This is a genomic window from Staphylococcus caledonicus, assembly GCF_016238465.1.
GTDB lineage: Bacteria > Bacillota > Bacilli > Staphylococcales > Staphylococcaceae > Staphylococcus > Staphylococcus caledonicus.
In genome coordinates, this window is record NZ_JABTXV010000001.1 from 531,901 (window position 1) to 546,282 (window position 14,382).

15 protein-coding genes and 1 riboswitch are annotated in these 14,382 nt (G+C 32.3%); of the genes, 9 read left to right on the forward strand and 6 right to left on the reverse strand.

The window, feature by feature from the left end; translation table 11 throughout:
• Nucleotides 1-8: 8 nt before the first annotated feature.
• Together HS848_RS02680 and graF are read right to left on the reverse strand one after the other, a co-directional pair.
• Nucleotides 9-584: an ECF transporter S component gene (locus HS848_RS02680; protein WP_198611168.1), complete on the reverse strand. Its 576-nt coding sequence runs from the start codon at nucleotides 582-584 to the stop codon at nucleotides 9-11.
• Nucleotides 585-668: 84 nt separating this feature from the next.
• A riboswitch (TPP riboswitch) is annotated at nucleotides 669-768 on the reverse strand.
• A 227-nt stretch (nucleotides 769-995) separates the two neighbouring features.
• A complete protein-coding gene (graF, locus tag HS848_RS02685; protein ID WP_107506841.1) occupies nucleotides 996-1,130 on the reverse strand; it encodes a glycopeptide resistance-associated protein GraF in 135 nt (44 codons plus the stop codon).
• Nucleotides 1,131-1,280: 150 nt separating this feature from the next.
• On the opposite strand from graF, the gene auxA reads away from it, so the two are divergent.
• From auxA to ptsP, 5 genes are all read left to right on the forward strand, one after another.
• Entirely contained in the window at nucleotides 1,281-2,576 is a 1,296-nt protein-coding gene (auxA, locus tag HS848_RS02690; protein WP_198611169.1) for a lipoteichoic acid stability factor AuxA, read from the forward strand.
• Between the two features lie 187 nt (nucleotides 2,577-2,763).
• The gene (locus tag HS848_RS02695) at nucleotides 2,764-3,936 is read left to right on the forward strand and encodes a class I SAM-dependent rRNA methyltransferase (RefSeq protein ID WP_198611170.1); all 1,173 of its coding nucleotides are present in this window, start codon (nucleotides 2,764-2,766) and stop codon (nucleotides 3,934-3,936) included.
• A gap of 57 nt (nucleotides 3,937-3,993) precedes the next feature.
• Nucleotides 3,994-4,536 (forward strand): DUF697 domain-containing protein, encoded by a 543-nt coding sequence (locus tag HS848_RS02700; RefSeq protein ID WP_198611171.1) that lies wholly within the window; start codon nucleotides 3,994-3,996, stop codon nucleotides 4,534-4,536.
• A gap of 324 nt (nucleotides 4,537-4,860) precedes the next feature.
• Entirely contained in the window at nucleotides 4,861-5,127 is a 267-nt protein-coding gene (locus HS848_RS02705; RefSeq protein WP_011276148.1) for a phosphocarrier protein HPr, read from the forward strand.
• A 2-nt stretch (nucleotides 5,128-5,129) separates the two neighbouring features.
• Nucleotides 5,130-6,845: a phosphoenolpyruvate--protein phosphotransferase gene (ptsP, locus tag HS848_RS02710; protein ID WP_198611172.1), complete on the forward strand. Its 1,716-nt coding sequence runs from the start codon at nucleotides 5,130-5,132 to the stop codon at nucleotides 6,843-6,845.
• Nucleotides 6,846-6,938: 93 nt separating this feature from the next.
• Here the strand turns inward: ptsP and HS848_RS02715 are convergent, their stop codons facing one another.
• Nucleotides 6,939-7,169, reverse strand: coding sequence for a glutaredoxin family protein (locus tag HS848_RS02715; protein WP_198611173.1), 231 nt, complete (start codon nucleotides 7,167-7,169; stop codon nucleotides 6,939-6,941).
• A gap of 199 nt (nucleotides 7,170-7,368) precedes the next feature.
• Between HS848_RS02715 and HS848_RS02720 the strand changes: the two genes are divergently transcribed.
• From HS848_RS02720 to HS848_RS02730, 3 genes are all read left to right on the forward strand, one after another.
• Nucleotides 7,369-8,721 carry a cytochrome ubiquinol oxidase subunit I gene (locus HS848_RS02720; RefSeq protein ID WP_198611174.1) on the forward strand — a complete coding sequence of 451 codons (1,353 nt, stop codon included), beginning with the start codon at nucleotides 7,369-7,371 and terminating at the stop codon, nucleotides 8,719-8,721.
• Nucleotides 8,721-9,737, forward strand: coding sequence for a cytochrome d ubiquinol oxidase subunit II (locus HS848_RS02725; protein ID WP_198611175.1), 1,017 nt, complete (start codon nucleotides 8,721-8,723; stop codon nucleotides 9,735-9,737). Before HS848_RS02720 ends, HS848_RS02725 begins: the two co-directional genes overlap by 1 nt.
• A gap of 126 nt (nucleotides 9,738-9,863) precedes the next feature.
• Complete coding sequence (locus tag HS848_RS02730) at nucleotides 9,864-10,523, forward strand: potassium channel family protein (protein WP_107505600.1); 660 nt, start codon at nucleotides 9,864-9,866, stop codon at nucleotides 10,521-10,523.
• Between the two features lie 75 nt (nucleotides 10,524-10,598).
• Here HS848_RS02730 and rnjA read toward each other — a convergent pair whose 3' ends face one another.
• From rnjA to def, 3 genes are all read right to left on the reverse strand, one after another.
• On the reverse strand, nucleotides 10,599-12,281 hold the full coding sequence (gene rnjA, locus HS848_RS02735; protein ID WP_103166738.1) for a ribonuclease J1: 1,683 nt from the start codon (nucleotides 12,279-12,281) through the stop codon (nucleotides 10,599-10,601).
• Nucleotides 12,281-12,499 (reverse strand): DNA-dependent RNA polymerase subunit epsilon, encoded by a 219-nt coding sequence (locus tag HS848_RS02740; protein WP_107506833.1) that lies wholly within the window; start codon nucleotides 12,497-12,499, stop codon nucleotides 12,281-12,283. The genes rnjA and HS848_RS02740 overlap by 1 nt, the downstream gene beginning before the upstream one ends.
• A 474-nt stretch (nucleotides 12,500-12,973) precedes the next feature.
• Nucleotides 12,974-13,525: a peptide deformylase gene (def, locus tag HS848_RS02745; protein ID WP_107506832.1), complete on the reverse strand. Its 552-nt coding sequence runs from the start codon at nucleotides 13,523-13,525 to the stop codon at nucleotides 12,974-12,976.
• Between the two features lie 130 nt (nucleotides 13,526-13,655).
• Between def and HS848_RS02750 the strand changes: the two genes are divergently transcribed.
• Complete coding sequence (locus tag HS848_RS02750; protein ID WP_198611176.1) at nucleotides 13,656-14,282, forward strand: YkyA family protein; 627 nt, start codon at nucleotides 13,656-13,658, stop codon at nucleotides 14,280-14,282.
• The last annotated feature ends 100 nt before the right edge of the window (nucleotides 14,283-14,382 follow it).

A 14,382-nucleotide genomic window follows, 5' to 3' on the forward strand; every position in this document is an offset into this window, starting at 1 on the left:
ATTTCCCCTTATAGGTTGTCGTAGTCTTTTTGAGAAGCTGGACGGAATAGTTTGGTTACGCCAGTTTGATCCAACGCTTTGACAATATAATAAGATAGTAATCCGGCAACTACGATACCGCTAATCGCACGGAAAATGATTAATAATAGTAAGTTCCAACCTGCTACTTCATTTAAATAACCGTAGAAATAATCTACTGGGAATGAAATAAGCGCTGTAGTTAAACCAGCTAATGCCGCTACCATTAAAGATCTTGATTTATATTTAAAAATAGCGAAAATGATTTCACATGCTAAACCTTGTAAAATGGCATAAATAATTGTTGGAATATCAAATTTACCCATAACAATTGTTTCACCAGCACCAGCAGCAAATTCTGCAATTAAGGCGATACCTGGTTTAGGAATAATTAAATATGCGACGATAGCAGCCATAAACCAAACGCCGTATGTGAGTTGCTCAATATGAAGACCTGCAACTTGTGCTACGTTGTATGCAAACCACCATAAGTTATAAATAATTGCAAATACTACAGCAATCAGTACAGTTACTAATATTTCTGAAAGATTTAAACCTTTTGACATAAAGTTTCCTCCTAAAAAAACGCACAACCCTCCGTAGAAAGTTGTGCGTCTCAAATAAAATACTTTATATAAAAGTTGAAATTATTTATGTTAGCAACACTTTCCTACGCTAGTCTTAGCTAGTTCAGGTTCGAAGGGTTTGAGGCTACACCTCATCTCAGCATACACACCCCTAGTGCGTTGTTATTTAATTTAGTTTAAATGTATGACTTTTCCTAATTAATGTCAAGGTTATTCAGGGATTTTGGTTAAAACTGATAGGAATTCATAGATTTTATATTTATTTATTTTAGAACATAAAAATAGAGACTAAACCATTAATATAGAAATGGCTTAGTCTCATTATATTTGGCAAGGTTGGCTAGAAATCTTTGAAATTACATTAGATTTCTGTCCCAATCCCTATCTAAATTAGTCTAAAGTGTCTTGAACATCTTTTTTAGTTTGTTCAGTGTCATTAGTTTTTTCTTCGTTTTGGTCTTTTAATTTTTCTTCTACTTCTTTAGCTTTTTCAGCTGATAATTTTTTAGCATCTTCGTTTGTCATAATGCAACACTCCTTATACGAATAATTATTACAGTTATAGTCTACCCATTAGAAATAAAGATAAACTTTTATAGGTCTCAAGTTGTATTTTATTCTTTAATAAAGACAAGAGTAACAACTTCATATATAATGAATTTTGAGGTGAACAGTATGTCTTTTCTTAAGAAACAAACCGAGATAATTTATAGTTATCTTATCGGTCTCGTTTCACTCTTCACGGGTCTCATTATTTTAGTTAATTTACCTTTAATCAATGAATTAAAGGATAAAAATAAAGCTGAATTAAAAATTCATAATTTATGGGACTTCCTTAATGCATTCTTCAGTGAAATTATTAGAGTGATGAGTAGATTCATAGGCAACTTTCCTATTATAAGTGCAGTCATAATTATTTTATTTGGTATTATTGTAATGTTTATTGGTTATACATTATACCGTACTACTAAATATGATTACGACATCTCAATATTCTTTTTAATTATTGGTGTTTTATACTTCCTTATTACAATTACCTTAATGACTCAAGTATATGGCTTTTGGGCAGTGATTTTTGTTTTTCCATTTATTATTCATACTGGATATATCGTTTATAAAGACGAACTTAATCAGGAAAATAGAAAAAGTCACTATCTATGGATAATTATTTCATACGGAATAAGTTATTTAATTACCCAAATTTCGTTATACGGTAAAATTGATGCAAATGAAATTGCACCAATTGATATTTTAAGCGTAAATACATTCTTTTTAGTCATGTGGTTATTAGCGCAAGCTTCTATCTGGAATTTCTTATTCCTAAGACGCGCATTACCATTAACTAAGGAAGAACTTGGTGAAGAAGAACCTGAATTATCAAGAGCAAGTAAAGGAAATGTTTCGAATCAATCTAAAGTTCATTTTAAACAACTACAAGATAAAACATCCGAATATGCACATAAGACGAGAAGAAGTGTAGATTTAGATAAAATCAGATCTAAACGTGATAAGTTTAAAAACAAATTTAAAAATATCTTTAACATCGAAGAGGACGATATTCCAAGTTGGATGAGACGTCCTAAATGGATTAAACCTGCTTATGTAGAAATCTTCTGTGGTTTCATTTTATTCTTATTTACTTTTATAGAATTTAATAACAGAAATGCTTTATTTGTGTCTGGTGAATGGGAGTTATCACAAACCCAATATGTCATTGAATGGATAACATTATTATTACTAATGTTCATCATTATTATCTATGTGGCTACCACATTGACACATTTCTTAAGAGGTAAGTTTTATTATTTACAACTCTTTATGATAAGCATTCTATTCTTTAAATTGTTAACAGAATTTATTAATATTATGATCCATGGTTTGCTTTTATCTGTGTTTATTACGCCAACTTTAATTTTAATGTTAATTGCAGTCATTGTCGCATTTACATTACAATTAAGAGAACGGCCATAATTGAATACGTTTCGCTAAGAGGCTGGGACATTTATATAAAATGTCTTGGCCTTTAGTTTTGCTGATTTCGACGTTAATGTGTGTAATGAAAATTTTAAATTTGTTAAAATAGTAACGAGCCTAATTAAGAAACATTTTCAAAAAGTAAAAGTAAGTATAAATATGATTTAAATAGGAGAATTCGATAATGAAAATAGCAACGTTAAATAAAGGAAAAGAAACAAAATATTTAAATCAATATCCATTGGTAAACGAAGATGATATTTATCAACATGACCATTTAAAAGAAGGCGATTTATTTCAATTAGTCACAGAGGATAACCGGTATATTGCGACAGCTTATGTAGGTCGTCAACCTAAAGGTTTAGGTTGGGTATTAAGTTATGATCAAAATGAAGACCTTAATACGCCATTTTTCGTAAAATTATTTAAACAAGCCTTAGAAGAACGAGAATATTATCGTCACATCGAAGGCACTAATGCCTATAGATTATTTAATGCGGAAGGTGACGGCGTTGGTGGCTTAACGATTGATAATTATAACGGTCATTTACTGATTCAATGGTACTCAAGAGGCGTGTATAAATTCCGCTACAATGTTATTGAAGCAATTCAACAAGTATTTGAGTTTAGCTCTATTTATGAGAAGATGCGCTTTAAAGATTCAGAGTACACTGGCGGTCATGTGCTAGGTGAGACACCTGAATTTCCAATTGTGATTGAAGAGAATTTTACGTTTTATAATGTAGATTTAGATGATGGGTTAATGACTGGCATATTCTTAGATCAAAAAGAAGTGCGTAAAAAATTACGTGACCAATTTTCAGAAGGAAGAAAAATACTGAACTTATTCAGTTATACAGGTGCTTTCTCAGTAGTGGCTGCCAAACATGCTGAACATACTACAAGTGTCGACTTAGCCAATCGTTCACGTGCGTTAACAGAAGAGAATTTCGGGTTAAATGCTATCGATCCTAAAAGTCAATACATCTATGTAATGGATACCTTTGATTTCTATAATTACGCAGCACGACACGGCAAGGAATATGACACAATTGTGATTGATCCACCTAGTTTTGCGCGTAACAAGAAAAAAACATTTTCCGTACAAAAAAATTACGATGATTTAATTAACGGCGCTCTAGAAGTTTTAGCACCTAATGGTTCATTATTATTATGTACCAATTCTAGTGTATTCCCATTGAAATCATTTAAAAATGTTATAAAAAGTACATTAGAAAATGCTGGCGTGGAATATGAAATTAAAGAAGTAATGGGCTTGCCGAAAGATTTTAAAACGCATCCTCACTACAAACCATCTAAGTATTTGAAAGCCGTTTTCTTAAATATTAAGCATTAAAACAATAAAATTGGGTATAACTGTTTAATAAATGATTAAAGGAAGGTGTGTCTAAGCATGAGTATAATGAATAGACTAACAAGCGGCGTTACTAATAAAGTAGGGAACAGAGTTTTAAATATTGAGGAAATTAAAGAAAAAAGCATTTTACCAACTACTAAAGAAGAAATAGCAGAACGTAGAGCTAAAGCTGAAGCGATTGTTAAGAAAAAATCACTATTATCTTCAAGTATGACAGTAGTACCTATTCCTGGACTAGATTTTGGCGTAGATATCAAATTGACTAGAGATATTATTGAAGATATTAACAAAATTTATGGACTTGATCATAAGCAAGTGAACACATTAGGCGATGATGCTAAAGAGCGAATTTTAGCCGCTGCAGCAATTCAAGGTAGTTCATTTATAGGTAGAAAAGTGACAAGTGCGATGCTAAAAGTGATTATTAGAGATATGGCAAAACGTACGGCTGCAAAACAAACTAGATGGTTCCCAGTAGTAGGGCAAGCCGTTTCAGCTTCAATTAGCTATTATTTTATGAATAAATTAGGACGAGATCATATCGAAAAATGCGAAAAAGTTCTTAATGATATTATTTAAAAGCAAAATGTTGTAGTATAATTGAAGTGAGCTTAATGTTAAAGCTATATTAAGATGGTTTTAAAGTTTGTCATTCTAGATATAATTTAACCTTAAATTGCTTAAACGATTTCAATAGAAATTAAAGTAAGTATAGATATTGAAGAATAGAAACATAATATAGTAATTTAGAACACTTTTCCATTAATATAATTAATGATTAGGATAGTATTTCAATAGTATTAGAATTGAATTAGTTATTATAATTTGGTAGTGTTATGGTATAAAATTATGTTAGATTATGACAAATTTGAATATTCTAACTTTGCGAAGGAGAAATCGATTATGGAACAAAAATCTTATGTAATTATCGACGAAACAGGTATTCATGCACGTCCAGCAACTATGTTAGTTCAAACTGCATCAAAATTTGATTCAGATATTCAATTAGAATATAACGGTAAAAAAGTTAATTTAAAATCAATCATGGGTGTTATGAGTTTAGGTGTAGGTAAAGATGCTGAAATCACTATCTATGCTGACGGAAGCGACGAAGCAGACGCAATTCAAGCAATCAGTGATGTCTTATCTAAAGAAGGTTTAACTGAATAATTATGTCTAAACTAATTAATGGTATTGCTGCGTCAGATGGTGTAGCAATTGCTAAAGCTTATTTATTAGTAGAACCAGATTTATCGTTCGCTAATGAAAAAGTGACAGATACTGATGCTGAAATTCAAAAATTTAGAAATGCGTTAGAAGCTTCTAAAATCGAATTAACTAAAATTAGAAATAATGCGGAAAAACAATTAGGTCCTGATAAAGCTGCTATCTTTGATGCACATTTATTAGTTCTTGATGATCCTGAGTTAATTCAACCTATCGAAGAGAAGATTAAAAATGAACAAGTAAGTGCTCCAGAAGCTTTAAATGAAGTTACTACTCAATTCATTACTATCTTTGAATCAATGGATAATGAATACATGAGAGAGCGTGCAGCAGACATTAGAGACGTTTCTAAACGTGTGTTAGCACATCTTATCGGTGTGGATTTACCAAATCCAAGTATGATTGATGAAAGTGTAGTTGTAGTAGGTAATGATTTAACACCTTCTGATACTGCACAATTGAATAAAGAATTCGTTCAAGGTTTCGTAACTAATATTGGTGGACGTACAAGTCACTCAGCAATAATGAGTCGTTCATTAGAAATTGCTGCAGTAGTTGGTACTAAATCAATTACTAAAGAAGTTAAACAAGGTGACATGATTATTGTTGACGGCACAACTGGTGACGTAATTATCGACCCTACTGAAGACGAATTAATTGCTTACCAAAATAAACGTGAAAGATTCTTTGAAGATAAAAAAGAATTACAAAAATTACGTGATGCTGAAACAGTTACAATCGATGGAGAACATGCTGAATTAGCAGCAAACATTGGTACTCCAGACGATTTATATGGTGTTATGGAAAATGGCGCTGAAGGTATCGGTTTATATAGAACTGAATTCCTTTATATGGGCAGAGACCAAATGCCAACTGAAGAAGAGCAATTTGAAGCGTATAAAAAAGTACTTGAAACGATGAAAGATAAACGCGTTGTAGTGCGTACACTTGATATTGGTGGCGACAAAGAGCTACCATATCTAAATCTACCTAAAGAAATGAATCCTTTCTTAGGATATAGAGCAATTCGTTTATGTTTAGATCAACAAGACATTTTTAGAACTCAATTGCGTGCTTTATTACGTGCTTCAGCGTACGGTAAATTGAATATTATGTTCCCAATGGTAGCTACAATCAATGAATTCCGTGATGCGAAAGCTATTCTTTTAGAAGAAAAAGAAAAGCTTGTAAATGATGGTCATGATGTAGCAGATGATATCGAATTAGGTATCATGGTTGAAATTCCATCAACTGCAGCTTTAGCTGATATCTTCGCTAAAGAAGTTGATTTCTTCAGTATTGGTACAAATGATTTGATTCAATATACTATGGCTGCCGACCGTATGTCAGAACGCGTGTCATATTTATACCAACCATACAATCCAGCTATTTTACGCTTAGTAAAACAAGTGATTGAAGCTTCTCATAAAGAAGGTAAATGGACTGGCATGTGTGGCGAAATGGCTGGAGACGAAACAGCTATTCCATTATTATTAGGTTTAGGATTAGATGAATTCTCAATGAGTTCTACATCTATCTTAAAAGCTAGAAGACAAATTAATGGTTTAAGCAAAAATGAAATGGCAGAATTAGCTCACCGTGCAGTTAATTGTGCTACTCAAGACGAAGTTAAAGATTTAGTTAATAATATTTCTAAATAAAATGTTGTATGCTTAAAATGTTAAGTTAAAATGATAGCCCTAAGGTGATTTCATATGAAGTCATCTTAGGGCTTTTTTGAATTTTAACTGTTACTAGTTAATATTAAAGGCGTTATTAATTTTATCCATATCCACTTGGTACATTGGCTCATCGTTTAGAAGAATAAATGGTGTGGCAAAAGCATCGTATTCCATCATTTCATTACGATAAGTATCATTTGTAATGTTTTTCTCTTCGTATTCTACGTTATGCTCGCTTAAATAATTTTTCACAAATGTACATGGTGGACAGTCATTCTGTGTATAGATAGTAATATGAGACATCTTATTTCACTCCTTATTTTAATTTTCCTGAAAATACTATAAAGAAATTATGACAGAATTGCAAACTGTGATAAATATGTGAATTCTATTTAATTTTTTTCGAAAAAAATAAGCAAAAGAATTTAGTTAGTATGTAGAAACTAATATAATTTAAGTCAATTGATTTTTAATCTAAAGATAAAGAAAAGGAGATTAAGATATGGATTCTGTTGAAATTAGCCGTTTCCTAACTGGTATGACATTAGCAGTGCACATCATTTTTGCAACGATCGGTGTCGGGATGCCTTTAATGTTTGCCATCGCAGAATTTTTAGGAATTAAAAATAAGGATCCTAAATATATAGCTTTAGCAAAACGTTGGTCGAGAGGTTATACAATTACTGTAGCAGTAGGTGTAGTAACAGGTACGATTATCGGTTTACAACTATCATTAATATGGCCTACATTTATGAAAATGGGCGGTCACGTTATTGCATTACCATTATTTATGGAAACATTTGCATTCTTCTTTGAAGCAATCTTCTTAAGTATTTATTTATATACTTGGGATCGTTTTAAAAATAAATGGATTCACTTTATCATCAGTATACCTGTGATTATTGGTGGTTCATTCTCAGCATTCTTTATTACAGCGGTTAACTCATTTATGAATACACCGGCTGGTTTTGAAATGAAAAATGGAAAAATGGTGAATGTACAACCATTTGAAGCAATGTTCAATCCTTCATTTTTAGTCAGAGCATTCCATGTTATTGCGACAGCAGGGATGACTATGGCATTTGTTTTAGCATCAATTGCAGCCTTTAAGCTGTTGAAAAATAAATATAGTAAAGACACAGAGTATCATAAAAAAGCATTGAAAATGACAATGATCGTTGGTTTCCTATCAACATTATTATCTATGTTGGCAGGGGATTTATCAGCGAAGTTTCTTCATCAAGTTCAACCTGAAAAATTAGCAGCGTATGAATGGCACTTTGAGTCAGGTTCAAAAGCAGATTTAGTATTCTTCGGTGTGTTAAACGAGAAAACTCAAGAAATTACTGGTGCTATTAAAATACCAGGTATGCTTAGTTTCTTAGCTGATAACAATGTAAATACCAAAGTGGAAGGTCTAAATGACTTTCCTAAGGACACACTTCCACCAATGATTGTCCATTACTTCTTTGATTTAATGGTTTCTATGGGAGTATTGTGTTTCATAATTTCAGGCGCATTTGTATTAACCATGCTAATTAAGAAGTTACGTAAATATACGACTCACAAAGGTTTACTTTATGCGGTTCTTCTCACTGGTCCAGCTTCAATGTTAGCGATTGAATTTGGTTGGTTCTTAACTGAAATGGGCCGTCAACCATGGATCATCAGAGGATACATGCGTGTAAGTCAAGCTGCCACAAAGGCTGGAGGTATCACACTCGTTACAATATTATTTGGACTATTATACTTTGTGTTACTAGTCACTTCAGCTTATGTATTATTACGTATGTTTAAAAATAAACCTGCGCAAGAGGATGTTGATAAGGTCATCGGTAAGGGAGGTCATGAATAATGGATTATACTAGTATTGGTATTACAGTATTATGGACATTCCTATTTCTCTATATTATCGTCGCTTCAATTGATTTTGGGGCTGGTTTCTTTACATTGCATTCTAAGCTGACAGGTGAAGAAAAGAAAATTAACCACTTAGTTGAACGATATCTTAACCCAGTTTGGGAAGTAACTAATGTTTTCTTTGTATTCTTCTTCGTAGGATTTGTAGGGTTCTTCCCAGATTCGGCGCTTTATTTAGGGACGGTATTACTAGTACCTGGGTCAATTGCGCTAATACTGATTTCAGTAAGAGGTAGTTTTTACGCCTTTGAACATTACGGTCAAGATACAAAATTACCATGGATATTTCTATATGGTTTAACCGGACTATTAATCCCAGCATCTTTAGCTACAGTATTAACTATTTCAGAAGGGGGCTACATCACTGAACATGGCTCTCATCTTGATTTAGATTGGCTTCAACTCTTATTAAGTCCCTATGCATGGGCCGTAGTTTTCTTAGCCATTGTTAGTGTGCTCTATATTTCTTCGGGCTTTTTAACTTACTATGCTTCGAAGGCTAAAGATAAAGTTGCCTATCACTTTATGCGCCAGTGGTTCATGTTTTGGGGTCCGCCGATGATTATTATTTCATTATTTGTCTTCTTATCATTAAGAATTCAAAACTCAGATCATTTCTATAATGCAGTAACTAATTATTGGTGGATGTTCGCCATTAGTTTTGTCTTCTTCCTAATTGCAGGCGTATTGAATTTAATGAAAAAATATCATGGATTAGCTTTTATAATGGTTATTTTACAGATGGGCTTCGCCTTTTATGGTTATGGTCTAAGTAAATTACCTTATCTGTTATATCCTTATATTAAATTATCTGATTCAAGTGTTAATGACTCTATGGGCTTAGCTCTAGTTATCGTATTTGTTTTAGGTTTACTTTTATTAATTCCATCGTTAATATTATTATTAAGATTGTTCGTCTTCGATAAAGAGTACGTGGAAGGAAAGAAATAATTAACATATAGAAAGGAGCCGAGATAGTCATCATTGTATTGTTAGAATTGGCAATCAGTTTTACAATATAGAGGTGAACATTTCGGCTTTTAATTTGTTAATGATATGGATAGGGGTATCTGATAAATGGAGAAAGAATACGTTGTAATAGGATTAGGACGCTTTGGCGGTAGTATTGTAAGAGAACTCAATGCCTTAGACATGGATGTTATGGCTATTGATAGAGATGAAGCTAGAGTAAATGAATACAGTGATATAGCAACCCATGCAGTCGTTGCTGATACTACTGATGAAGCGGTTATGAAGAGCTTAGGTATACGTAACTTTGATCATGTTATAGTTGCGATTGGGGAAAATATCCAATCGAGTACGTTAACGACCTTAATTTTAAAAGAATTAGGGGTTAAAAAAGTTACGGCTAAAGCTCAAAATGATTATCATGCGAAGATTTTAAATAAAATTGGTGCGGATACGGTAGTGCATCCTGAGAGAGATATGGGTCGAAGAATCGCACATAACGTTGCTAGTGCGAGTGTGTTAGATTATCTTGAATTAGCAGATGAGCATTCCCTAGTTGAGTTAAAAGCAAGTGAGAAGATGACTGGACAGTCTATTATCGATTTAGATATTCGTGCACAGTTTGGTATCAATATTATTGCCATTAAGCGTGGCAAGGAGATTATTGTGTCGCCAGATCCAAGTATTAATATTGAATTTGGTGATATCTTAATCATGATTGGTCATGATAATGATTTAAATCGTTTCGAAAAGAAAATCGTTCGCTAAACATTTAAAATATAAACAAAAGAAGCGCTATGTATGTCTCAATGAGAGAAATCATACATAGCGCTTTTAATTTAATTAATTATCTTCGTTAACTTTCATAATTACTGGTAAAATCATTGGACGACGTGCAGTTTTATCGAAAAGATAAGGTTGTAACGTCTCAATAATTGAAGATTTAATTTGATGCCATTGAATATCTTTATTAGAGTTCAATTTTGAAATAACATCCGTTTTAATTCTTCGTTGTGCATCGTAAATAAGTTGACCTGATTCGCGCATATACACAAATCCACGTGAGATAATATCTGGACCAGAAAGTAATTTATTTGTACTAAAGTCGATGCTAACAACGACTATGACTAAACCTTCTTCAGATAATAACTTACGGTCACGGATAACTACATTACCTATGTCACCAATACCGCTACCATCAACTAGGACATTACCTGATGGTATACGTCCTGCTTTTCGAGCTGAATCATGAGTTAAAGCTAAGACATCACCAATGTCAAAGATAAAGACGTTATCTTCATCAACGCCACAATCAACACCAGTTTGTCCATGTGCTTTTAACATACGATATTCACCATGAATTGGTAAGAAATATTTCGGTTGAATTAAACGTAACATCAATTGTTGATCACCTTGAGAACCGTGACCAGACGTATGAATGTTTGAAATCTTACTATGAATAACATCTGCACCAGCTTTATATAAAGCATTAATAGTACGATTAATGCTCTTAGTATTACCTGGAATTGGTGATGAGCTGAAGACTACAGTATCATCTGGAATGATTTTGATTTGTTTATGAGTACCATTAGCGATACGTGATAGAGCTGCCATTGGCTCACCTTGAGAACCTGTACATAAAATTAATAATTCATGTTTAGGGATGTTATTAATTTTGTTAGGTTCTACGAAAGTTTCAGGTGGAGCTTTAATATAGCCTAACTCCATTCCGATTTTAATGTTATTCTCCATTGAACGACCGAACGTTACAATTTTACGGTTATATTTAATTGCTGCTTCAACTGCTTGTTGAACACGATAAATATTTGACGCAAATGTTGCGAATATAATACGGCCTTTACAATTACGGAAAATCTTATCAACGTTCTGACCTACTTCACGTTCACTTAATGTAAAATCAGGTACTAACGCATTTGTAGAGTCAGAAAGTAAACATAGTACGCCTTCTTTTCCTAGTTCAGCCATTTTAGCGATATTCGCTGGCTCACCAACAGGCGTGAAGTCGAATTTAAAATCTCCTGTATGGACAATTTTACCTTCAGGTGTATCAACTACTACGCCATATGCTTCTGGAATACTATGAGTTGTTAAATAGAACGAAATTTCAAAGTGTTTAGATTTAATAACGCTATCTTCTGTTATTTCATTTAGAGTTGCGTTACGTAGTAAATTATGTTCATCTAGTTTGTTACGAATTAAACCTAAAGCTAATGGACCACCATAAATAGGTACATTAATTTGCTTTAATAGGTAGGGCACACCACCTATATGGTCTTCGTGTCCATGAGTTATAAACAGACCGACAATTTTATCTTGGTTCTGTTCGAGATAAGTGTAATCAGGAATGACATAGTCGATTCCTAGTAAATTATCATCAGGGAATTTAATTCCTGCATCGATAATTACGATTTCATTTTTATACTCTATAGCGTAAGTGTTTTTACCAACTTCGCCTAAACCACCTAGAGCATATACACCTACTTCGTTTGAATGTAGTTGTTTCATTATTGTGCATTCTCCACGTTAAAGTGATTAGAATGTTCTTTTTCATATTCTAAATGTGCGCCCTCTAATTTAGTAATAAATTCGATATTGTAATTGCGATCTTTTAAATAACGTCTTACTTGTTCTTCAGTTTCACCTTCAACATAAATAGAACTTGTATTTTCACGTACGATAACTTCGTCTTTATTATGTTGGAAAAATACTTTAAATACTGCCATAGTGGATAGTTCCTCCTAATATTAAACATTTAATTTGAATATATTAATCTCAGTCCCTAATAAAAAACTTGCTATAACCTAGCTTTATCTTACTGAATAGCTAATAGTTAATAAGCTTTACCTTGTTTAAAGGTTGTTGCCAGAACGTGAAAATCTAACAATTCATGTTCTTATTCTCAAGTTGATTTTAGGGTAGTCATTAATGTCGTTCATTATTTGAAATTAGTATAGTACTAAGATTTCAGTTATTATTCATTTTACATTATGTATTTGAATAAATAAAGCAGTTTATATCTGTAGCGAATTTCACTAAATAGAAGTTAAAGTTGATGGGGGAAAAGTGGAACAGAACATTAAAGTGTAATAAACAATTATTCGATGAATTAACTATAAGAAGATTTATATATAAAATAGAGTAGAACAGAAAATTTATGTTTCATTTCAATTTCTGTCCTACTCTTCTAAATTGTATTTTTATACCTCAACTGAATCAGGTAATGGCATTAATGGATTGTCTTTATCAATATAATCATAAAACATTATACCGTTTAAATGATCGATTTCATGTTGGAAGACGATAGCTGGATAACCTTTTAAACGTAATTTTATTTCTTTTCCATCAATATCATAGGCTTTAATAGTCACTCTATAATGACGATGAACTAAGCCAGGGATATTTTCATCTACACTTAAACAACCTTCACCAGTAGGTAAATAAGCATGTTGTACACTATGACTCATTACTTTAGGGTTAACTAGCATATAGTCGTATGATTTACCTTCACCATCGTCTGGTAGGTATACAGCAATCATTCTTTTTGAAACGTTGATTTGTGGTGCAGCTAATCCTACACCTGATCTTAAACCATATTTGTTAGCCGTTTCTTCGTCTTGGCTATTAATTAGAAATTCACGCATTTCACGTAAAGTGTTTTTATCTTCATCAGAGAGAGGGACGTTTACATCTTCGGCCTTCGCACGTAATGTAGGATGACCGTCTCTGATAATGTCTTTCATTGTTAACATGTCATACACCTTCCTTATAATAAAATATAACAGATAATCTATCGCTAAGTACATTATCTAATTTCATTTGATTTATAATACACCTTTCTATAATATTACAAACAAAAGACTACGAGGAGGATAATTTTTAATGAAAATACGTAAATCAATTGCTATCGTAGCTGCTTCAAGCATCTTATTAGCTGGATGTACGACAGATAAAAAAGAAGTGAGCGCATATAATGACAATGTGCAAAAAGCTTTTGATAAAGAGCAACCTATAAATAATATTGGTAAGAAATTAAATTCACTTGAAGAAAAGAAACAAGACTTATATAAAAAAGCAAACAGTGATAATGAAGATACACGTAAAAAAGCTGCTAACGATATTTTAGATAATATTAAACAGCGAGAAGAAACATTCGATAAAGAAGTATCTACCTTAAATGATTCTGAAAAGCAATTTAAAAAAGGTGACTCACATATAGATGATATTAAAAGTGATGATAAGCAAAAAGAAGTAAAACAACTGAATGATGCTATCAAGGATAAATATAAAACACATGATGCGTATGCTAAGGCTTATAGAAACGTCTTAAGTAAAGAAAAAGATTTGTTTGAATTAATCAAACAAGATGGTATAACACAATCACAAGTTGATGAAAAAAATGATGCATTAAATAAAGCACAAAAGAATTTCCAAAGTAAATTCAAAGATTATTCTAAGGCGATGAATGCAGTTAATAAAGAAAAACAAGACGTAGATAATCTTACTTAAGCTAACCATTAACACAGTAGGGTGCGATAGACTGATACAGTTACTAAAACTGTATCTTTTTTTAGTAATACAGAACTTTATCAAAATGTTTAACAGTACA